Annotated in this window: 19 protein-coding genes; 9 read left to right on the forward strand and 10 right to left on the reverse strand. The window is 60.0% G+C overall.

The genetic code is table 11. From position 1 onward, the window contains the following. Positions 1–49: 49 nt before the first annotated feature. The 3 genes from asmA to udk form a co-directional block, all read right to left on the reverse strand. Entirely contained in the window at positions 50–1,882 is a 1,833-nt protein-coding gene (gene asmA, locus EKL15_RS23600) for an outer membrane assembly protein AsmA (protein WP_203090460.1), read from the reverse strand. A 44-nt stretch (positions 1,883–1,926) separates the two neighbouring features. Continuing rightward, positions 1,927–2,508, reverse strand: a complete 582-nt coding sequence (gene dcd, locus EKL15_RS23605; RefSeq protein WP_019454407.1) for a dCTP deaminase — start codon at positions 2,506–2,508, stop codon at positions 1,927–1,929. Between the two features lie 125 nt (positions 2,509–2,633). Continuing rightward, positions 2,634–3,275, reverse strand: coding sequence for a uridine kinase (gene udk, locus EKL15_RS23610; RefSeq protein ID WP_004938922.1), 642 nt, complete (start codon positions 3,273–3,275; stop codon positions 2,634–2,636). Between the two features lie 231 nt (positions 3,276–3,506). On the opposite strand from udk, the gene EKL15_RS23615 reads away from it, so the two are divergent. Continuing rightward, complete coding sequence (locus EKL15_RS23615) at positions 3,507–4,136, forward strand: phosphatase PAP2 family protein (RefSeq protein WP_084826552.1); 630 nt, start codon at positions 3,507–3,509, stop codon at positions 4,134–4,136. Positions 4,137–4,181: 45 nt separating this feature from the next. Here the strand turns inward: EKL15_RS23615 and apbC are convergent, their stop codons facing one another. Beyond that, on the reverse strand, positions 4,182–5,294 hold the full coding sequence (gene apbC, locus EKL15_RS23620) for an iron-sulfur cluster carrier protein ApbC (RefSeq protein WP_193158869.1): 1,113 nt from the start codon (positions 5,292–5,294) through the stop codon (positions 4,182–4,184). 159 nt (positions 5,295–5,453) lie between these two features. Between apbC and metG the strand changes: the two genes are divergently transcribed. The 8 genes from metG (at position 5,454) to sanA (ending at position 15,205) form a co-directional block, all read left to right on the forward strand. Beyond that, complete coding sequence (gene metG / locus EKL15_RS23625; protein WP_100396900.1) at positions 5,454–7,481, forward strand: methionine--tRNA ligase; 2,028 nt, start codon at positions 5,454–5,456, stop codon at positions 7,479–7,481. Between the two features lie 221 nt (positions 7,482–7,702). Beyond that, a complete protein-coding gene (locus tag EKL15_RS23630; RefSeq protein WP_087762204.1) occupies positions 7,703–8,770 on the forward strand; it encodes a sugar ABC transporter substrate-binding protein in 1,068 nt (355 codons plus the stop codon). Between the two features lie 131 nt (positions 8,771–8,901). After that, positions 8,902–10,113: an MFS transporter gene (locus tag EKL15_RS23635; RefSeq protein WP_100396899.1), complete on the forward strand. Its 1,212-nt coding sequence runs from the start codon at positions 8,902–8,904 to the stop codon at positions 10,111–10,113. A 138-nt stretch (positions 10,114–10,251) separates the two neighbouring features. Continuing rightward, complete coding sequence (locus EKL15_RS23640) at positions 10,252–10,659, forward strand: CidA/LrgA family protein (protein ID WP_038880991.1); 408 nt, start codon at positions 10,252–10,254, stop codon at positions 10,657–10,659. After that, positions 10,656–11,351 carry a CidB/LrgB family autolysis modulator gene (locus tag EKL15_RS23645; protein ID WP_203090462.1) on the forward strand — a complete coding sequence of 232 codons (696 nt, stop codon included), beginning with the start codon at positions 10,656–10,658 and terminating at the stop codon, positions 11,349–11,351. Before EKL15_RS23640 ends, EKL15_RS23645 begins: the two co-directional genes overlap by 4 nt. Positions 11,352–11,488: 137 nt before the next feature. Next, the gene (cdd, locus tag EKL15_RS23650; protein ID WP_060421403.1) at positions 11,489–12,373 is read left to right on the forward strand and encodes a cytidine deaminase; all 885 of its coding nucleotides are present in this window, start codon (positions 11,489–11,491) and stop codon (positions 12,371–12,373) included. A 221-nt stretch (positions 12,374–12,594) separates the two neighbouring features. Next, positions 12,595–14,292, forward strand: a complete 1,698-nt coding sequence (locus EKL15_RS23655; protein ID WP_004938945.1) for an NAD-dependent malic enzyme — start codon at positions 12,595–12,597, stop codon at positions 14,290–14,292. 169 nt (positions 14,293–14,461) lie between these two features. Continuing rightward, positions 14,462–15,205 (forward strand): outer membrane permeability protein SanA, encoded by a 744-nt coding sequence (gene sanA, locus EKL15_RS23660; RefSeq protein WP_004938948.1) that lies wholly within the window; start codon positions 14,462–14,464, stop codon positions 15,203–15,205. Positions 15,206–15,269: 64 nt separating this feature from the next. Here the strand turns inward: sanA and mglC are convergent, their stop codons facing one another. The 6 genes from mglC to folE all read right to left on the reverse strand — a co-directional run bounded on the left by mglC (position 15,270) and on the right by folE (position 22,238). Then, positions 15,270–16,280, reverse strand: a complete 1,011-nt coding sequence (gene mglC, locus EKL15_RS23665; RefSeq protein ID WP_004938953.1) for a galactose/methyl galactoside ABC transporter permease MglC — start codon at positions 16,278–16,280, stop codon at positions 15,270–15,272. An 11-nt stretch (positions 16,281–16,291) separates the two neighbouring features. Continuing rightward, positions 16,292–17,800: a galactose/methyl galactoside ABC transporter ATP-binding protein MglA gene (gene mglA, locus EKL15_RS23670; RefSeq protein ID WP_033637724.1), complete on the reverse strand. Its 1,509-nt coding sequence runs from the start codon at positions 17,798–17,800 to the stop codon at positions 16,292–16,294. Positions 17,801–17,899: 99 nt separating this feature from the next. Next, complete coding sequence (mglB, locus tag EKL15_RS23675) at positions 17,900–18,892, reverse strand: galactose/glucose ABC transporter substrate-binding protein MglB (protein ID WP_060440366.1); 993 nt, start codon at positions 18,890–18,892, stop codon at positions 17,900–17,902. Positions 18,893–19,156: 264 nt separating this feature from the next. Further along, on the reverse strand, positions 19,157–20,194 hold the full coding sequence (gene galS / locus EKL15_RS23680; RefSeq protein ID WP_038880975.1) for an HTH-type transcriptional regulator GalS: 1,038 nt from the start codon (positions 20,192–20,194) through the stop codon (positions 19,157–19,159). A gap of 126 nt (positions 20,195–20,320) precedes the next feature. Then, the gene (gene yeiB / locus EKL15_RS23685) at positions 20,321–21,493 is read right to left on the reverse strand and encodes a DUF418 domain-containing protein YeiB (protein ID WP_087762202.1); all 1,173 of its coding nucleotides are present in this window, start codon (positions 21,491–21,493) and stop codon (positions 20,321–20,323) included. Between the two features lie 79 nt (positions 21,494–21,572). Further along, positions 21,573–22,238, reverse strand: a complete 666-nt coding sequence (gene folE / locus EKL15_RS23690) for a GTP cyclohydrolase I FolE (RefSeq protein ID WP_004938969.1) — start codon at positions 22,236–22,238, stop codon at positions 21,573–21,575. Positions 22,239–22,243: the final 5 nt, after the last annotated feature.

Here is a 22,243-nt window from a genome sequence, read left to right on the forward strand (position 1 = left end):
GAAACATCGAGATTGACGCGGGCCACAATGCGACCCGCGTCAGAGGAGATTACAGCTTGTCGAGCAGCTTTTTCAGATCCTGGCCTTCGCGCGAATCCTTGTTCTTTTCAGCCCATTTGTTCAACGCATCCTTGGCCCGATCCTGCAGCGTTTTGCGCAGCACTTGATCGACCTGCAGTTGATAATTCAGCTGTTGCCAAGGCCCATAGACCCGCAGCGGGATCGGCGTTTTTTGCAGTTGCTCAATCAGCTCGCCGCGCCCTTGCCAACCGCCGGTGACGCGCACGTTGAGCGCCATGTCGCACTGTTTGCCCGGCATATCGATGCTGCCGGCGCCGGTCAGCGCCAGCAAAGGCGAATCCGCCGTCAGGCCGCTGAGTTCGACCGTGCCCTGATTCAGACTGGCCTGCGCCGAGACGCTTTTGACCTCGGTATAGCGCTGATAGCTGTCTTGCCCACGTACGCTGTTATCATTACGCGCCACCGCCTGCTGAATCAGCTGCTGAATATTCAGACCGTGCAGCTGCGCATCCTGCATCGCCAGCTGCGCCGTACCGCGCCAGCGGCGCTCAAATGCCTGTGAAGAGAGGCGATCGCCGGTCAGATCCCCTTTCATGCTGAACTTGCCGGTGAGCATCTGCGGCATATCGAATGCCTTGAGCACCGTGCCGAGCTCAACCTGATTCAGCACCGGTTGCACGCTTATCACCGGTTTATTGCCGCGCGCGTCGAGCGTTCCCGGCAAGGAGAAATCTCCGCCGGCCAATTGCCCGGCAAGCTTGCGCAACGTCAGCAGGCCGCGTTGGTTGTCCGCCGTAACGGCCAACTGGGTAACGTTCATACCGCGATAGGTTACCTGTGCCGCCTGCAGGTTCAACTGTGCAGTGAAATCGCGCAGCGCCTCCAGGTTTTGCTGCCGATCGTCAACCTGGCTGGCGATCACCGGCGCGGAAGTCACGGCGGGCTGCTCGGCGGTCGTGGTGCTGGATTGCCAGCCGGAAAGCGCGTCGAGATCGAGGTTTGCCGAATTGAGGTTCACCACATAGCCGGGCACTGCCCCCAGCGTGGCGCTGATATCGCCGGTCAACTGACTGTTATTGGCGCTGACGTTCAGCTGGCTGACGGCAATCTGCGCCGGCGTCTGCTGATAGACAACCTGCGCATTACCCTCTCCCTGAATACCGCCGTTCAGAATATCCGCGCCCGCCAGTTGGTAATTGAACTGGGTCACTTTGGCGCCAATCTGGCGTGGGAACTGCTGCAGATCGACATCGGCCGCCATGCTGAAGGTCAGGTCACGCTGATCGCGGTTGACCCGGCTGGAAAGTTCCAGCTGCGCCTGGCGTTTTTGCGTTTGTTGCAGGGTGAGGTTGATATCCCGGACATTGATTTGTTCGTTATCGGCACGCTGCCAAATCAGCAGGCTGTCCACCACCCGAAGATTATCGATATCGAACTTCCAGGCCGCGTCTGCCGCGTCAGTACCGCTACCGGCGGGTGCGATCGGGGCGTCCACCTGCGAGTGCTCTTCGCTGTCGGGCGTGAGGCGGATAACCGCGTTTTTCAGCATCACCTGCTTCACAAACAGCTGATGCGACAGCAGCGGCAACAGTTTGACATCGAGGCGCATGTTTTCCGCACTCACCACCGGCGCTTTGGCACCCGGTGCGGTTAGCGTCATGCGGCCGGCCAAAATGCTGAGCTGCGGCCAGATGTGCCACCGCAGGTCGCCTTCGAGCGTCAGCTGGTAGCCGCTCTTCTGCTCGACTTTTTTGACCATGTAGCCGCGAAAATCATTCGGATTGACCAGCAGTACCAGCGCGGACATCCCCGCCACCACGACCACCAGTAAAATCGCCAATGTCGTCAGTAATCTTCTCATGCCACCCTCTTGTCAGCGCCACACCGACGGTGCATCCCGCTCCGTTAGTCCTTGTCGATTCGACTGGCTACTGCACCCTGCTGATCGCGATATTTTGCGTCCTGGCGGCTGTTGTATGGCCGAGCAGCCGGGCCGGACAACGGCTCAAAGCTCAAGGCGCCAATCAGCATCCCCGGCCGCAGCGCCAGCGGCAGCTTGCCGGAGTTGTAGAACTCCAGCACGATGCGCCCATGCCAGCCCGGATCGATACGGTGCGCGGTCACGTGCACCATCAGCCCCAGGCGCGCCAAAGAAGAACGGCCGTCGAGCCAACCGACCAGATCGTCCGGCAGCGTCACGGATTCGAACGTCACCGCCAGGGCCAGCTCGCCGGGATGGAGGAAGAACGCCTCGCCTTCCGGCAGGACAATCTCGTCGCTCATCACGCGATCCAGCGCGGCGCTGACTTCGTCTTTCGGCCCGCTAAGATCGATAAAAGGCGCGGTATGGCCACTGAACACGCGGAACTGATTGCCCAAACGGACATCTACTGTGGCCCCGTTGATGCGTTCGAGCGGCGGGCGCGGGGAAATCACCAGTTTCTCGCTATCCAGCCAGGCTTCTATATCGCGGTCGCACAGTCTCATGTCTTTCTTCTCCATCAAAACGCGTCACTAAACAAAAATTGCCACACAACGGGCGAAAGGTCTACGCCGGGGTGCAAATAGTTGGCCACCGGCCGGAAATGCACATTTCCGGCCATTAAGCGGCATTATTCAAAGAATTGGCTGATTTTGGCTTTCAGAATATCGATCGCGATGCGGTTCTTGCCGCCGCGCGGGACGATGATATCGGCGTATTGTTTGGAAGGTTCGATAAACTGCAGGAACATCGGGCGCACGGTCTTCTGGTATTGCGCCATCACCGAATCCATCGAGCGGCCGCGCTCGTTGACGTCGCGCTTCATGCGGCGCATCAGGCAGATATCCAGCGGCGTGTCGACGAAGATCGAGAAGTTCATCTCCTGGCGCAGGCGGATATCCGTCAGCAGCAAGATCCCTTCCAGAATAATCACTTTTTTAGGTTCGAGATGGACGGTTTCTTTCTTGCGCGTGTGTTCGGTGTAGCTGTACAGCGGCAGTTCAATCGCCTTGCCGGCCTTCAGCATCTGCAGATGCTGGAACAGCAGGTTGTGATCCATGGCGCTCGGGTGGTCATAGTTGGTTTTGACCCGTTCTTCCATGGTCAGGTGAGTCTGGTCTTTATAGTAACTGTCTTCTGGAATAACGCCGATGTGCTCATCGCCGACCTGCTCGCGGAGTTCGCGGTACAACGTGCTGGCAATAAGGCTTTTTCCGGAGGCAGATGCGCCAGCTATACCAATAATGACGCACTGATGCGGATTGTCAGTCATAAAATTAAAGACCTGATTTCGTAATGTGAAGGGGGGAACTAAAACGCGACAATTATAGGGAGTCGTCGAGGTTTGCGCCACTGTATATTGCGCGACGGCGGGCGAATTCGGGCTATCGCGCCGTATCGGCAAAGCGGCATTTTAAGAATCTCACGGCTAGGGTAATGCCCGGCAACAGGTTAAACTCCAGCGCTGACTTCTGGACCCCGTAGTCTTTCATCGGAGATTGATGTGCTGGATTGGTATTTTTTGACTTTTTTCGGCGACAGCATGCTGCTGCTACCCTGCGCGCTGATTCTGTTTTTGTTGCTGCTCGCGTCTTCCGCCACACGCGCGGCAGGCTGGCAGTGGGCGTTGATCTTCGGCTTCACCGGCGGGCTGGTCTGCCTGTCCAAACTGGCCTTTATGGGCTGGGGTATTGGTAACGCAAGTTATGATTTCACCGGATTCAGCGGCCATTCGGCCCTCGCAGCCAGCATCTGGCCGCCGCTGCTCTGGGCATTGACCGGCCGATTTTCCCATCCGGTGCGCAGCCTCGCGCTATTGACCGGGTGGATATTGCCTTTCACCATCGGCGTGTCGCGGCTGGAAATTCGCGTTCACTCAGTATCCGAGGTGATCAGCGGATTGATTTTAGGCTACCTGGCCAGCGCACTGTTCCTGTGGCTGCAACGCGCCAAGGCTCGCCCATGCCTTTCCTGGCCACACCTGGCCATCGCGCTGGCCTTGCCGTTGGCACTGATGGGACAGCGTCAGCCGGCCCCCACCCAGGGGTTGCTGGAACATATCGCCAAAACGCTGGCGCAAATCGAACGTCCTTATACCCGCGCGGATTTGCACAACCCTGCTCGCATCCCATAAAAAAACCCGGCGTTTAAGCCGGGCTCTTGCCTTGCCATAGGCAGATTACAGCGCGCGGAACGCAATCTCTGTCGGGATCGCCTCGCCCTGCCAATACATCTGCGCGGCCACGCGGCCGGCGAGCTGACGATACATCTCGGCGAATTCGCTGTCCGGGCGGCTGATCACCGTCGGCGTACCGCGATCCAGGTCTTCGCGCAGCGAGATATGCAGCGGCATCTGCCCCAGCAGACGGCTGTGGTATTTCTGCACCAGCTTTTCAGCGCCGCCGGTGCCGAAGATCGGCTCATGGTGACCGCAGTTGCTGCAGATGTGCACGCTCATGTTCTCCACGATGCCCAGCACCGGCACATGCACTTTCTCGAACATCACGATGCCCTTGGCGGCATCCAGCAAAGCGATATCCTGCGGGGTGGTAACCACCAGCGCGCCGGTCACCGGAATGTTCTGCGACAGCGTCAGCTGGATGTCGCCGGTGCCCGGCGGCATGTCCAGCACCAGGTAATCCAGATCCGGCCACAGCGTATCCTGCAGCAGCTGCATCAGCGCCTTGCTGGCCATCGGGCCGCGCCACACCATGGCGTTATCGTCGGTCACCAGGTAACCGATGGAGTTGGTCGCCAGGCCGTGCGCCACGATCGGCGCCATGTGCTGACCGTCCGGCGAGGTCGGCCGCTCATGTTCGGTACCCAGCATGTTGGGGATCGACGGGCCGTAAATGTCGGCATCCAGAATACCGACCTTGGCCCCTTCGGCGGCCAGCGCCAGCGCCAGGTTGACGGCGGTGCTGGATTTCCCCACCCCGCCTTTGCCGGAGCTGACGGCGACGATGTTGCGCACGCCTTTGATGCCGGCCTGGCCGTTGGCGCGTTTCAGCGTCGTGATGTCGTGTTTCAGCTTCCAGTCGATAGCGGAAGCGCCGGTCACGCGCAACAGCTCGGGGGCGACGCTCGCCTGCAGCGCCTCAAAACCGCTCTGCCAGGCAAACGGCATCGTCAGTTCGATATGCAGCACATCGTCCAGCAACGCGCAGTGATGAATGGCCTTCAATGCGGTCAGGTTGTTTTTCAACGTCGGGTGTTCAAAGGCGGCCAGTACACCGGTCACCAGGGCGCGCAGAACTTCGGGGTTGGTCTGCTCAGGGGATTTTGCGTTCATCCCGGCTCCTTGATTTTGAATGAGTAGCTTCCGGCTAAGCATATCAGAACTGCGCTGCCGCTGGCGCATATAACCTGCAAGAAACCGCCCTAGCAGCGAAGGGCGCGATCGGTTAACATCGAAGGCCCTTTTATTCATTACAGAAAGCAAGTTCTCACTATGGCTCAAGTCGCGAAAAAATTATTGGTGACGTGCGCGCTACCGTACGCAAATGGTTCCATCCATCTCGGCCACATGCTCGAGCACATCCAGGCGGATATCTGGGTGCGTTACCAACGAATGCGCGGCCACGAAGTGCATTTCATCTGCGCGGACGACGCGCACGGCACGCCGATCATGCTGAAAGCGCAGCAACTGGGCGTGAAACCGGAAGAAATGATCGCGGAGATGAGCCAGGAGCACCAACAGGATTTCGCCGGCTTTGGCATCAGCTATGACAACTACCATTCGACCCATAGCGATGAAAACCGTGAGCTGTCCACCCTGATTTACAGCCGCCTGAAAGAAAACGGTTTTATCAAGAACCGTACCATTTCTCAGCTGTACGATCCGGAGAAAGGCATGTTCCTGCCGGACCGTTTCGTGAAGGGCACCTGCCCGAAATGCAAATCGCCGGATCAATACGGCGATAACTGCGAAGTGTGCGGCGCCACCTACAGCCCGACGGAACTGATCGATCCGAAGTCCGTGGTTTCCGGCGCGACGCCGGTGATGCGCGACTCCGAGCACTTCTTCTTCGACCTGCCGGCCTTCAGCGAAATGCTGCAGGCGTGGACGCGCTCCGGCGCGCTGCAAGAGCAAGTGGCGAACAAGATGCAGGAGTGGTTCGAATCCGGCCTGCAGCAGTGGGACATCTCCCGCGATGCGCCTTACTTCGGCTTCGAGATCCCGGATGCGCCGGGCAAATACTTCTACGTCTGGCTGGACGCGCCGATCGGCTACATGGGCTCCTTCAAGAACCTGTGCGACAAGCGCGACGATCTGGACTTCGACGAGTTCTGGCGCAAAGATTCCACCACCGAGCTGTATCACTTTATCGGCAAGGACATCGTCTACTTCCACAGCCTGTTCTGGCCGGCGATGCTGGAAGGCAGCAACTTCCGCAAACCGACCAACCTGTTCGTGCACGGCTACGTGACGGTGAACGGCGCCAAAATGTCCAAATCGCGCGGCACCTTCATCAAGGCCGGCACCTACCTGCAGCATCTGGACGCCGACTGCCTGCGCTATTACTACGCCGCCAAGCTCTCTTCACGCATTGATGATATCGATCTCAATCTGGAAGACTTCGTGCAGCGCGTAAACGCCGACATCGTCAACAAGGTGGTGAACCTGGCGTCACGTAACGCCGGCTTTATCAACAAACGCTTCGGCGGCAAGCTGGCCGACAGCCTGGCCGATCCGGCGCTGTACCAGACCTTCGTCGACGCGGCGCAGAGCATCGCCGAAGCTTACGCCGGCCGCGAGTTCAGCCGCGCGATCCGCGAAATCATGGCGCTGGCCGATCTGGCCAACCGCTACGTGGATGAGCAGGCACCTTGGGTGGTGGCGAAGGAAGAAGGCCGCGACGCCGATCTGCAGGCCATCTGCTCGATGGGCATCAACCTGTTCCGCGTGCTGATGACTTACCTGAAGCCGGTGCTGCCTTCGCTGACCGAACGCGCCGAAGCGTTCCTCAACGCCGAGCTGAGCTGGGACGCAATCCCGCAGCCGTTGCTGGGCCACCAGGTGAACGCATTCAAAGCGCTGTTCAACCGCATCGATCTGGACAAGGTCAACGAAATGGTCAACGCCTCGAAAGAAGACATGGCCGCCGCCAAGCCGGTGACCGGTCCATTGGCCGATGATCCTATTCAGGAAACCATCACCTTCGACGACTTCGCCAAGGTGGACATGCGCATCGCCCTGATCAAAAGCGCCGACTTTGTCGAAGGCTCCGACAAACTGCTGAAGCTGCAGTTGGATCTGGGCGGCGAATCGCGCCAGATCTTCTCCGGCATTCGCTCCGCTTACCCGGATCCGAAAGCGCTGGAAGGCCGCCTGACCATCATGGTCGCCAACCTGGCGCCGCGCAAAATGCGCTTCGGCGTTTCGGAAGGCATGGTGATGGCGGCGGGCCCCGGCGGGAAAGAGATCTTCCTGCTGAGCCCGGACAGCGGCGCGCAGCCTGGCATGCAGGTCAAGTAACCGCGCCGGCGCGTTACATCAAGGGTCGAGCTTGCTCGGCCCTTTTTAATGCCTCAAACCCAACGTTATAAACAGTAAGAAAAAGTCATAACCGCTCTGATTCCCTCGCCCGCCGCATCTCGCTATGATGCTCCGCAACAACAAATAGACGTCCAGACAGAAAGACTGCTATAACAGACCTTCACCGGGACCGTTTACCCGCTTTTTTGGAGCCTATAATAATGAAAAATCTCAAGACTTCGCTGCTCGCCCTCAGCCTGCTGGCCGCCCTGCCGCTGCAGGCGGCGGAAAACGCCGCCGTGCCGGCCGCCATCGCTCAGCATCAGGGGCCGGTGCGCATCGCGGTGATCCGCAACCTCGGATCCGACGACAACACCACGCAATTTTTGGCGGGCACCATTCAGGAAGGACGCAAGCTGGGCTTCAAGGTGGACACCTTCCTCAGCAACGGCGACGACGCGCGTTTCCAGGACTTCGTCAACCAGGCTATCAGCCAGAAATATGACGGCATCATCCTCTCGCAGGGGCGAGCCCCCTATTCCACCGATCTGGTCAAACGCATCGCGGCGGCCGGCATCGCCGTCGCGGCTTTCGATACCGACGTCAGCGGCAGCGTTCCCGGCGTCACCGTCTCGCAGCAGGACGACGCTTCGCTGGCCAACGCCTCCTTCGGCCAGCTGGTGAAGGATTTCAACGGCCAGGCCAACATCATCAAACTCTGGGTGGCCGGCTTCCCACCGATGGAACGTCGCCAGGCCGCCTATCAGCAGCTGCTGAAACAGCATCCGGGCATTCACGAGCTGGAATCGATCGGTGCGGTCTCATCCGACGTACAGGGCGATACCGCCAACAAGGTGGGCGCGGTGTTGGCGAAATACCCGAAAGGCAAGATCGACGCCATCTGGGGCACCTGGGATGCCTTTACCCAGGGCGCTTACAAGGCGTTGAAAGAGAATGGCCGCACCGAAATCAAGCTGTACAGCATCGATATCTCCAACCAGGACTTGCAACTGATGCGCGAAGCCGGCAGCCCGTGGCAGGTCAGCGTGGCGGTGGATCCGAAGCTTATCGGTGCAGTCAACCTGCGCCTGGTGGCCAACAAGATCGCCGGGGAAAGCACGCCGGACAGCTATCAGTTCAAAGCGACGGTCATTCCGCAAGCGCTGTTGCTGGCGCAGCCGGGGCCGGTCAACGTCGCCGGGCTGGCGAAGATCATCCCCGGCTGGGGCAGCAGCAGCGACTTCGTGCAGCCGTGGTTCGCCACGCTGCAGGCCGAACACGGTAAATAATGCTGTTTTTGACGAGGCTGCCGACGCAGCCTCTGTTTTTAAACTAATTTTCGGCTTCCCCCTTCCGTCCTCGCCAAAATACGCTATGTTATCTGCATTGCCCAATAACTGTATGCATACACAGGCTTCGAATGAAGGGATTCCCCTCGCTGATTAACATGCTGCTGGCCTGTTCGCTGGTGTTGACCATCGGCCGCGGCGTGACGCTGCCGTTCATTACCATCTATCTCACCGAGCATTTCCATCTGCTGCCGAAAAGCGTGGGCGTGATCCTGGGCGTCAGCCTGACCCTCGGCATCCTTGCCAGCCTGTACGGCGGCTATCTGGTGGACAAATTCAGCAAGAACCGCCTGATCCTGCTGTCGATTTTATTGTTTGCGCTGAGCTTCTTCGCCCTTCCCTGGATCCCGCGCCCCGGCGGCGTGATCGTGGTGCTGGCGATCCTGCATACCTGTTATTCTGTGCTGAGCATCACCATTAAGGCCTGTTTCGCCGACTGGCTGCCGGTCGAGCAGCGCATCAAGGCTTTCTCAATCAACTACACATTGGTCAACGTCGGCTGGGCGATCGGCTCTGCGCTCGGCGTTCTGGTGGCCGGGCTTAGCCCACTGCTGCCGTTTTACCTGTCGGGCGGGTTGGCGCTGGCGACGGTGGCGACGCTAAGCCTGCGCTTGCGCGGTCGGGAACAGCGCGCAACGCCAGCCGCCGCCCCCGCGGCGCTCCCCAACTTCCGCCAGACGGTGACTATCCTGCGCAGCGATCGGCGGCTGATCTACTTCACTCTCGGCAGTACCCTGGGTGCCGTCGTGTTCGGTCAGTTCACCGGCTATCTGTCGCAATACCTGATCACCGTCTCCAGCGCCGAGTTCGCCTACAAAATCATCGGGCTGGTGATGATCGTCAACGCCAGCATCGTCATCGCCCTGCAATACCTGCTCAGCCGCGGCATGCGTCAGGAAAACATGCTGCGCTGGCTGGCGCTGGGCACGCTGTTTTTCATCGTCGGGCTGCTCGGTTTTATGGTGGCCGGCCAGGCGGTCTGGCTGTGGCTGGCGGCGATGGCGGTGTTTACCCTCGGCGAAATCATCGTTATCCCGGTGGAATACATGTTCATCGACTTTATCGCGCCGCCGCACCTGAAAGGCAGCTACTATGGGGTACAGAACCTCAGCGCGCTGGGCGGCGCCATCAACCCGGTGCTGTGCGGGGTGCTGCTCAGCTATGCTGCGCCGCCGTTGATGTTCGTGATGCTGATCGTCGCCGCGCTGCTCAGCCTGCTGTTTTTCTTCCTCGGCCACCGGCTGGCGGAACACGCGGCGACAACCGCCGAAGACACGCGCTGAGCCCGCGCGTAGCAGCCATTGCGGGCTGTCAACCCGCCGAACGGGCATGGCATCCATAGCGAGAATTCATGGTGCGATCTGTGGCATGGCTCACAGTATAATTGTATGATGAATGCATCAGTTAAACGGGAAAAGACAATGGCCAACGTGCTCACACTGTGCTGGAAATACCTGAGAGCCCTGCTCCTCATCTACCTTTGTCTGTTCGTCGGCAATGCGCTGGCGGCGCTGCTGCCGTTCGCCATTCCCGGCAGCATCCTCGGCATGCTGCTGCTGTTCGCCCTGCTCTCTACCCAGATTCTGCCGGCCAAATGGGTTAAACCCGGCTGCCACTTGCTGATCCGCTACATGGTGCTGCTGTTCGTGCCGATCGGCGTCGGGGTGATGAAATACTATGACCAGATCGTCGCGCATCTGGGCCCACTGGTTATCTCTTGCCTCATCAGCACGCTGATGGTGCTGGTGGTGGTCGGCTATACCTCACACTATTTTCACCGCGAGCGCCGCATCGCCGGTAAGCCCGATGACACGGAGGGCAACCCATGATCCATGAAATCTGGTGGTCGCTGCCGCTGACGCTGGCGGTCTATTTCGCCGCGCGCTGGCTGGCGCGCAAGCTGAACGTGCCGCTGCTCAACCCGCTGCTGGTTTCCATGGCGGTGATCATCCCGTTGCTGCTGCTCACCGGCATCCCCTATGAGCGCTACTTTCAGGGCAGCAAAATCCTCAACGATCTGCTGCAGCCGGCGGTCGTCGCGCTGGCCTTCCCGCTGTATGAACAGCTGCACCAGATCCGCGCGCGCTGGAAGTCGATTATCGCGGTGTGCTTCATCGGCAGCCTGACCGCCATGATCAGCGGCGGCGCCATCGCCCTGTGGCTGGGTGCCACCCCGGAAATCGCCGCCTCTATCCTGCCGAAATCGGTCACTACGCCGATCGCGATGGCCGTCGCGGACTCGCTCGGCGGCATTCCGGCGATCAGCGCGGTCTGCGTCATTTTCGTCGGTATCCTTGGCGCCGTGTTCGGCCATACGCTGTTCAACCTGTTGAAAATCACCACCCACTCGGCGCGCGGTCTGGCGATGGGTACCGCATCCCACGCGCTGGGCACCGCACGCTGCGCGGAGATGGACTACCAGGAAGGCGCTTTCGGCTCGCTGGCGCTGGTGATCTGCGGCATTATCACCTCCCTGCTGGCACCGTTCCTGTTCCCGGTGCTGCTGCACCTGTTCGGTTGAACAGGGTGAAACTTGCGATACATCTCGCATTTATGTATCTCATTGCATTAATTTCATCAATTAAGAGACATTAATCACACTTTAATGTCTCTGGCCTGCCTAGAATGTTATCCCGTTAACCTGTAGAGAGACTTTCTATGCATCCGCGTTTTCACACCGCGTTCAGCGCACTGCCTGCGACACTGCAATCCGCCCTGCGGCCCTATCTGGACGCGCCTGACTTTCCGGCGATGTTCACGGCCGAGCAAGCGGCGGCGATCCGCACAGGCTGCGGGTTGGACGATGACGCGCTGGCATTCGCGCTGCTGCCGCTGGCGGCGGCCTGCTCGTTAACCCCGATATCGCACTTCCACGTCGGCGCCATCGCGCGCGGGCAAAGTGGCAACCTCTATTTCGGCGCCAATATGGAATTCAGCGGCGCACCGCTGCAGCAAACCGTGCATGCGGAACAGTGCGCGGTTACCCATGCCTGGCTGCGCGGCGAGCCGGCGCTGGCCTCGGTCACCGTCAACTACACGCCGTGCGGCCACTGCCGTCAGTTTATGAATGAACTGAACAGCGGCGGCGAGCTGCAGATCCGTCTGCCGGGCCGCGCGCCGGCCACGCTGGCGGACTATCTGCCGGACGCCTTCGGCCCGAAAGATCTGGATATCGCTTCGCTGCTGATGGACAAGGTCGATCACGGCCATCGGTTGGCGCTGGACGATGCGCTGACGCAGGCGGCGCTGGCTGCGGCCAATCAGAGCCACGCACCGTACAGCAACGCCCACAGCGGCGTGGCGCTGGAAACACAGGACGGTAACCTCTACGCCGGCCGCTATGCAGAAAACGCCGCCTTCAACCCGAGCCTGCCGCCGCTGCAGGCCGCGCTGATCCTGCTGAACCTCTCCGGCGGCGATTGCCTGAACATCCGCCGCGCCGTGCTGGTCGAACCGCAAGAGGCAATCCTCAGCCAGTGGGACGCCACCCGCGCCACGCTGGCGGCACTGGGCTGCCAAAACGTCAGCCGCGCCGCGTTCTAAGCGCACCACGGCGGAGCCATCCGGTTCCGCCGTTAACAGCCCCGCCCGCCAAATACAATGCCCCGATGCCGCCAGAGACACTTTCTTTAGTTAAAAAATCATTTGATTGTCGATAATTACGCCAACCTGGTTCATCATCTGGCAACAAATGCTGTACATCTTCTCTTTATCTCTTAGGATCGTCGGCAATAAAGTTATCTGATACGTGAAGAGTAAAACTGATGGAACTAGAATACGAAAGCAAACGCCCGCTCTACATCCCCTACGCCGGCCCGATTCTGCTGGAATTTCCGCTGCTGAACAAAGGCAGCGCTTTCACCGAGGAAGAACGTAGCCACTTCAACCTGCACGGCCTGCTGCCGGAAGCGGTGGAAACCATCGAAGAACAGGTGGAACGTGCCTACCGTCAGTATCAGGATTTCAAGAACGATAACGACAAGCACATCTACCTGCGCAACATCCAGGACACCAACGAAACTCTGTTCTATCGCCTACTGGACTCGCACCTGAGCGAGATGATGCCGATCATCTACACCCCGACCGTCGGCGAGGCCTGCGAGCACTTCTCCGATATCTATCGCCGCGCGCGCGGGCTGTTCATCTCCTATCCGAACCGCGATCGCATCGATGACATGCTGCAGAATGCCACCAAGCAGAACGTCAAGGTGATCGTAGTCACCGACGGCGAGCGTATCCTCGGCCTCGGTGACCAGGGCATCGGCGGCATGGGCATCCCCATCGGCAAGCTGTCGCTGTACACCGCCTGCGGCGGCATCAGCCCAGCCTACACGCTGCCGGTGGTGCTGGACGTCGGCACCAACAACCCGCAGCGGCTCAACGATCCGCTGTACATGGGCTGGCGCCATCCGCGCATCTCCGGCGAGGAGTACCACGCCTTCGTCGAAGAGTTTATTCAGGCGGTCAAACGCCGCTGGCCGAACGTGCTGCTGCAGTTCGAAGACTTCGCGCAGAACAACGCTACCCCGCTGTTGAACCGCTATCGCGACGAAATCTGCTGCTTCAACGATGACATCCAGGGCACCGCCGCGGTCACCCTCGGCAGCCTGATCGCCGCCAGCCGCGCCGCCGGCAGCCAGCTGCGCGATCAGACCGTCACCTTCCTCGGCGCCGGTTCCGCCGGCTGCGGCATCGCCGAGCAAATCATCGCGCAGATGAAGTCCGAAGGCTTGAGCGAAGACGAAGCGCGCGCCCGCGTATTCATGGTCGACCGCTTCGGCCTGCTGACCGACAAACTGCCGAACCTGCTCGATTTCCAGAGCAAGCTGGTACAGAAGAGCGACAACCTGGCCGGTTGGGAAACCGCCAGCGACGCCATCTCGCTGCTGGACGTGGTGCGCAACGCCAAGCCGACCATTCTGATCGGGGTGTCCGGCCAGCCGGGGCTGTTTACCGAAGAGCTGATCCGCGAAATGCACAAGCACTGCGAACGCCCTATCGTGATGCCGCTGTCCAACCCGACCTCGCGCGTGGAAGCCCGTCCGGAAGACATCATCAACTGGACCGACGGCGCCGCCCTGGTGGCAACCGGCAGCCCGTTCGCGCCGGTGAGCTATAAAGAGCAGCTGTACCCGATCGCCCAGTGCAACAACTCCTACATCTTCCCGGGGATTGGCCTCGGCGTGCTGGCCTCCGGCGCCACCCGCGTCACCGACGCCATGCTGATGGCCGCCAGCCGCGCGCTGGCGGACTGTTCGCCGCTGGCCACCGACGGCCACGGCGCACTGCTGCCGAATATCGACGATATTCAGGGTGTGTCGAAGTGCATCGCCATGGAAGTGGGCAAAGCGGCGCAGCTGCAGGGCGTGGCGATCGTCACCTCCGAAGACGCGCTGTCGAAAGCCATCGAGCACAACTTCTGGCGGCCGCAGTACCGCAGCTACAAGCGCACCTCGTTCTAACTGGCGCGCTAAATTGACCCAGCCCGGCTCCGCCGGGCTTTTTTGTGCGGCAAAACCGCCTAAAAATGCGGCGTTGCGCGTGCTTCAGGCGGTTCGCGTCTTGCGTCGATCGGTCAGGTAAAGTAGCCTTGATCCATCTTTTTCAGCCCGGCGCGCGTAAGGCAACAACATGTGGAAACGCCTGATCATCAGCCTGTTCATCATCATTGCGGTGTTGATGGGTTCGGCTATTGCGCTGGATCGCTGGATCAGCTGGAAAACCGCGCCTTACGTCTACGACGAACTGCAGGAATTGCCGCACCGCCAGGTCGGCGTGGTGCTCGGCACCGCCAAGTATTACCGCACCGGGGTGATCAACCAGTACTACCGTTACCGCATTCAGGGGGCGATCAACGCCTATAACAGCGGCAAGGTGAAATACCTGCTGCTGAGCGGCGACAACGCCCAGCAAAGCTATAACGAGCCGATGACCATGCGTCGCGATCTGATCGCCGCCGGCGTGGCGCCGAGCGATATCGTGCTGGACTACGCCGGTTTCCGTACCCTGGACTCCATCGTGCGCACCCGCAAGGTGTTCGACACCAACGATTTCATCATCATCACCCAGCGTTTCCACTGCGAGCGCGCGCTGTTCATCGCCCTGCACATGGGCATTCAGGCGCAGTGCTACGCGGTGCCGTCGCCGAAAGACATGATGACGGTCCGCGCCCGCGAGATCTTCGCTCGCCTGGGCGCGCTGACCGATCTGTACATCCTCAAGCGCGAACCGCGCTTCCTTGGCCCGCTGATCCCGATCTCCGCCATGCACACCGTGCCGGAAGACGCCCAGGGCTATCCCGCAGTTTCACCGGAACAGTTGGTGGAGCTGGAGCACAAGCTGAAAGAAGAGAAGCAGAAAGCCAAACAGCCCTGACGCGGCAAACGCCCAAAACAAAGGCCGGCAATAAGCCGGCCTTGTGGTCTGCGAGGCGATAAATCTACTTCTTCTTGGCGTATTTCAACGAGTCCAGCGCCACGGCGAAGATGATGATGCTGCCCTTGATGATGTACTGCCAGTACGGGTTGATGCCGATATAGGTCAGGCCGTAGTTGATGACGGTGAAGATGATCACCCCGGTCACCACGCCCCACACCGTACCCACCCCGCCGGCGAAGGAGACGCCCCCCACCACGCAGGCGGCGATGGCATCCAGCTCGTACATAAAGCCGAGGTTATTGGTGGCGCTGCCGATGCGCCCCGCTTCCAGCAGGCCGCCGAAGGCGTAGAACACGCCGGACAACGCATAGATCATGATCAGGTTCAACGGCACGTTGACCCCGGACACCTTGGCCGCTTCCGGGTTGCCGCCGATGGCGAAGATGTTCTTGCCGAAGCGGGTCTTGGTCCACAGGATCCAGACGAATATGATGGCGATCAGCGCATAGAAGGTAATGTACGACAGCTTAAAGTCGCCGAAGCGCAAGAAACCTTGGGCAAAGGTGGAAAACTTCGGATCGAAGCCCGCGACCGGCGAAGCGCCGACCGAATCGTAATACAGCGAGTTGATGCCGTAGACGATGATCATGGTGCCCAGCGTAGTGATGAACGGCGTCACGTTGAGATAGGCGATAATCAGGCCGTTAACCAGGCCGATCACCGCGCCGACCGCACACACCAGCAGGATGACCAGGGGAATCGACCAGGTTTCCATGTGCGGGAACACCTTGTTGACGTTATCCATCGACTGCAGCAGCGTGGCCGCCACCACCGCCGCCAGCCCCACCTGCCGCCCGGCGGACAGGTCGGTGCCCTGGGTCACGATCAGCCCCGCCACGCCCAGCGCGATGATGATGCGCACCGAAGACTGCGTCAGGATGTTACTCAGGTTCATCAGGCTGAGGAAAGTCGGATCCTGAATGATGATGATGGCCAGCAGCACCAGCAACACCACGTAAATGCCGCCTTCCTTGAAATAGGTAAATAAGGTTTTTTTATTTAGCGCGTTCATAATTCCGATCCTTAAAGGTGCAGGGAGGCGAGACGTAAGATTTCATTTTGCGAGGTCTGTTTAGTGTTAACGATGCCCGCAACCTGACCATTGCTCATCACCAAAATACGGTCGGTGATCCCCAAAAGCTCCGGCATTTCGGACGAGACGATAATGATCCCCTTGCCCTTCTTCGCCAGTTCGGTCATCAGCTGATAAATCTCGAACTTGGCGCCCACGTCGATGCCGCGCGTCGGTTCATCCAGCATCAGGATCTCCGGCTGCGTCAGTAGCCAACGGCCGATGATCACCTTCTGCTGATTGCCGCCGGACAGTGAGCCGATATGGGTGTGATGCCCCGGCGTTTTCACCCGCATGGCGTCGATCACCCACTGGGTGTCGCTCTTCATCCGCGCGTTATCCAGTAGGCCGAGCTTGTTTTTATAATTGCGGATATTGGAGATCAGCGAGTTGAAGCCCACGTCGAGGTAGGCATAAATCCCGGTGGAACGGCGTTCTTCGGTCACCAGCGCAAAACCGTGGTTGATCGCTTCGTTGGCGCTGTGGTTGTCGATCGCCTTGCCGTGCAGCTTGATGGTGCCCGCCACCTTTTCGCGAATGCCGAACAGCGTCTCGACGATATCGGTGCGCTTGGCGCCCACCAGCCCGGCGATGCCGAGGATCTCGCCTTGGTGCAGATCGAAGGACACATCGCGAATCGAGGGCTGGCGCAGCGACGTCAGGTTCTTCACCTCGAGGATCACCTCACCCGGCGTGTTCTGCCTGTCGGGGAAGCGCTGGCTGAGCGAACGGCCGACCATCATGGCGATGATTTTGTCCATATCCAGCCCTTCCAGCGGCTGGGTGGCGATCCACTGCCCGTCACGCAGCACCGTTATCTCGTCGCACAGCTGGAAGATCTCTTCCATCTTGTGCGAGATATAGACGATGCCGCAGCCGCGCTCTTTCAGCTTGCGGATGATGGTGAACAGGTGATTGACCTCTTTTTCCGTCAGCGAAGAGGTCGGTTCATCCATGATGACGATTTTGGCATCGTAGGAGAACGCCTTGGCGATCTCGATCATCTGCATCTGCGACACCGACAGGTTGCCCACCTTTTCGCGCGGGTTGATGTCGATATCCAGCTCGTCGAAGATCGCCTGGGTGTCTTTGAGCATTTTTTCCTGATCGACGAACAGGCCTTTGGTCGGGTAGCGCCCCAGCCACATGTTGTCCATCACGGTGCGTTGCAGCACCAGGTTCAGCTCCTGGTGCACCATGGAAACGCCGTGCTCCAGCGCTTCCTTCGAACTCTTGAAATCGATTTCCCGGCCCTGAAACACAATGCTGCCGCTGTCTTTTTTGTAAATGCCGAACAGGCATTTCAGCAACGTCGATTTCCCCGCGCCGTTCTCCCCCATCAGGGCGTGAATCGAGTGCGGGCGGACGCGTAAATTGACATTGTCCAAGGCTTTGACGCCGGGAAATGACTTACAGATATCCGTCATTTCCAGCAGAAATTCGCGTGAGCTATCGGCCATAAATACACCTGGCTTAACGATCTTGCAGTCGTAAACATCCCCGCCGGCGGTATTCCTGGTGTTGGCGCCGCCGGCGGGGTCTTAGCGGGATCTCAATTCTTATTTAACAAACTGAGACAGGTTGTCTTTATCTACGCCAACGTAAGGAATACGCACGACTTTATTTTCGATTTTATATTGGGTGCCTTCGGTGGCCGGCTTGCCCGCCGCCAGGTTCTTCGCCAGCTCGAAGGTGGCTTTCGCCTGGTTGTCGGCGTCGTTCAGCACCGTGCCCGCCATCGCGCCGGATTTCACCAGCGCCAGCGCTTCAGGCAACGCATCGACGCCAAACACCGGGATACTGGTCTTGTTGTGCGCTTTCAGCGCTTCCACCGCGCCCATTGCCATGGCGTCGTTGTTGGCGATCACCACTTCGATCTTGTTGGCGTTCGGGCCGGAGAGCCAGGCGTCCATCTTGTCCTTCGCCTGCGCGGTATCCCACATCGCGGTATCCATCTGCAGCTGCTGGGTCTTGATGCCTTTTTCGTTCAGCGTTTTCACCACGTAGGTGGTGCGCGCTTCGGCATCCGGGTGGCCCGGTTCGCCCTTCAGCAGCACATACTGGATCTGGCCGTCTTTGTTCAGATCCCAGGCCGGATTGGCTTTCCAGTGTTTGGCGATCAGCTCGCCCTGGATCACGCCGGATTCTTTGGAATCGGTGCCGACGTAATACGCCTTGTCGTAGCTGTCCAACGCCTTGCGGGAAGGTTCTTTGTTGTAGAACACCACCGGGATATCGTTTGCGCGCGCCTTATCGATAACCACCGGCGCCGCGGCCGGGTCGACCAGGTTGATCGCCAGCGCTTTCACGCCCTTGGCCAGCAGCACGTCGATCTGATCGTTCTGCTTGGACTGGTCGTTCTGCGAATCATTCATCAGCAGGGTGACGTCCGGTGAAGCCTTGGCGTCTTTCTCAATAGCCTTGCGCACCACCGACATGAAGTTGTCGTCGTACTTGTAAATCGTGACGCCAATACGGGTGTCAGCATGGGCTGCGGCGCCAAACATCATGGCTGCGGCCAGGGCGGCCAGGGTGAAAACCTTCTTATTCATTGTCAGTCTCCGGTTCTGTGTAGGGTATTACTCGTCTTTGAGCCAATGGTCACCGGCAGTGCGCACACCCCAGGCCAGGCGATTTCCACTCAACACCTGTCGTCCGTGGATCTTGTTATTTCCGAGAAATGCTGTGTCAGCGCGAGGTAAAGGTTGCAGCGGCAAGGGCCTTTGCGCCGGAAAACGCCTAGAGCATAGACGGCGCGATGTTAATATTCTGTGAATTTTCTCACAGATTGAAAACGGTTACACAAGATTAAATCGTCAGAGAGTGACCGTCGCCTCACTTTGCCAGGGGGCGACAGAATGGCGCCGTACCAGCGTCGGCATGAACAGATGAGCGGCCTGCGGCTCCGCCAGGCCTGCTGCGCCCTGCAACGCCAGCTCGGTCGCCAGCGTGGCCATCGAGACGATCGGATAGCGCACCGTAGTGAGCTTGGGGCTGGTGTAACGCGCGATGGGGATGTCGTCGAAGCCGATCAGCGAGAAATGCTGCGGCACTGTGATACCGTTTTCTTTCAGCACCGCCATGGCGCCGGCGGCCATGGCGTCGTTGTAGGCGAACACCGCGCTCAGCTGCAGGTTACGCCCCAGCAGCTCCACCATCGCCGCCTCGCCGCCCTGCAGATCCGGCGAACCGTAGGCGCGCCAGTTGTCGGGCGTGGCCAGCCCGGCGGCGGCCATCGCCTGCGCATAGCCCTGCTGGCGTAGCGGCCCGTCTTCGATCGGGTGATTGGAGCCCAGATAACCGATGCGCCGATGGCCCTGCGACAGCAAAAGACGCATCGCCATTTCCGCGCCGCAGACGTTATCCAGCCCGACGCAGCGCGGCTCATAGCCGGGGATAATCCGGTTGATCAGCACCATGCCCGGCACCTGCTCCAGAAAGCCGATCAGCTCGGCGTCGCTCAGGGCTTTGGCATGGACAATCAGGGCATTACAGCGCTGGCGGATCAGCACTTCGATCGCGTGGCGCTCTTTGTCCGCCTGATGATAGCTGTTGCCGATCAGCAGGTATTTGTGGTGTTTCTGCGCCACCGTGTCTACCGCTTTCACCAGCGCGCCGAAGAACGGGTCGGAGACGTCCATCACCACCACGCCCAGGGTATCGCTGCTTTGGGTCGCCAGCGCCTGCGCGTTGGCGTTGGGGCGATAGCCCAGCTCCGCCACCGCCTGCAGCACCTGCTCACGCGTCTCCTTGCTGGTCAGCGCACTGTGGTTCAGCACGCGGGAGACGGTCGCCACGGAGACCCCGGCGCGTTTCGCCACGTCGCGAATGGTGATCGGATGAACTGGAGGCATGCGGGATCCTGAAATCGGGGTAGTGGCCGGTGGCGCTATCCTACCCCGATTGACCCGCTGCTCGCGTGAATTACGTCACAGGAAAGAAAACGTTTACATACATTTTTTTAACCTGCCGGCTGGCGCTCACTTCTGCGTTTTGGGTTCCGCTGCGCCGGCGGCCAGCTGCGTCAGCTTGCGCCACAGCCATTCCATCGGCCCCTGAGCGAAGTAACGCAGCCACAGTGCGGAAAACGCCAGGTTGGCCAGCCAGACCAGCGGCACGAACGCCAACAGCTGCAGCCGGTCGAACTGCTCATAGAGGCCGAAGCGATAAAACAGCGTGGTGCAGATCAGCGTTTGCAGCAGGTAATTGCTCAGCGCCATGCGCCCCACCAGGCTCAGCCAGTGGGCGATGCGCATGCGCGACAGCGCGGGCCAGAAACCGTAGCACAGCGCCAGATAGCCCATCGCCTGCAGCGGGGCGCCCAGCTCACGCGGCACCTGCAGCAGGAAACCGCTCCAGCGATAGTCCCAGTGGACCTGCCATTGCAGCGCCACCGCCGGCAGCTGGATCAGCACCGAAAGCGGCAGCAACCACGCCGCCTGCCGCAGGTAATAACCGGAGGAATAACTGCCGCGCAGCCAGCCGCTGCGCATCAGCCCGGCGCCGAACAGCATCAGCCCCGCCAGCTCCCAGCCATACTGCGCACCGATGGCCAGCAGGCTGGACGAGAGCAGATCGGCGCGGCTGCGCCAGGCTTCGAAACCGCCCTGCAGCTTCCAGAACTTCTCGTACTGCAGCTCCGCCACGCCCGGCTGCCAGAAGCTGCCCGGCTCACCGTGCGAAACGAAGCCGAGCAGCAGCAGCACCGCTACGCCGATCAGATAGAGCACCACGCCGGTTTTCAGCAGCTGGAAGGTTTCTTTGGCTTCGCGGATCATGCGCCAGCACACCAGGCCGATCAGCCCATAGGCCAGCAGAATATCGCCGTCCCACAGGAAGATGGCGTGCGCGAGACCGAACAGCACCAGCCACGACAGCCGCGCGCGGATCCAGCTTTTGCCGCGCCGCAACAGCATTTGCAGCCCGGCACCGAACAGCAGCGCGAACATCGCCAGGAACTTCGCCTGGGCGAAGAGATCGAGCAGTGCCCAGGTCCAGGCGTCGCGCGACGACGGCATGCCCAGATAGGCCGGGTTGAGATAGGCGGCCTTCGGCAAGCCGAAGGCGCTGATGTTCAGCAATAAAATGCCGAGAATGGCGATGCCGCGCACGCAGTCCAGCGTGGCGATGCGCGGCAGAGGGTGACTGTTCATTTTTTATCGCTGTCTTCCGCTCATGAAAAAGGCGCCCGCAGGCGCCTGTTGTCGTCGTGCGGGTCGCCCCGCAACGCCATCACCCCTGGTGATGACGCACCGCGCGCAGGAACTCCTGGCGGGTATTCTGGCTGGACTTGAACAGCCCCCCCAGCGAGGTGGTGGTGGTGGCGCTGGTCGCGTCGCGGATGCCGCGCGCCTTGACACAATAATGGACCGCATCGATCGATACCGCCACGTTATTGGTGCCGAGCAGCGTCTGCAGCGCCACGAGGATCTGCTGGGTCAGGCGCTCTTGCACCTGCGGACGCTGGGAGAAGAACTGCACGATGCGGTTAATCTTCGACAGGCCGATCACCGAGTCTTTCGGGATATAGGCCACGGTGGCCTTGCCGTCGATGGTCACGAAGTGGTGCTCGCAGGTGCTGGTCAGCGTAATATCGCGCACCGTCACCATCTCATCCACCTTCATCTTGTTCTCGATGACGGTGATTTTCGGGAAGTTGGCGTAGTCCAGCCCGGAGAAGATCTCGTCGACATACATTTTGGCGATGCGATGCGGCGTCTCCGCCAGGCTATCGTCGGACAGATCGAGATTCAGCAGCTGCATGATTTCGGTCATGTGCTCTTTGATGCGGCGCTTGCGCGTTTCGCGATCCAGCACTTCCCCGCGCAGCGGCGTTTCCAGACCACGCTCTTCCAGCGCCGCATGCACCAGCGCGGCTTCTTTACTTAATGATGTCATGTACT

The organism is Serratia sp. 4542 (assembly GCF_016805595.1).
GTDB classification, from domain to species: domain Bacteria; phylum Pseudomonadota; class Gammaproteobacteria; order Enterobacterales; family Enterobacteriaceae; genus Serratia; species Serratia nevei.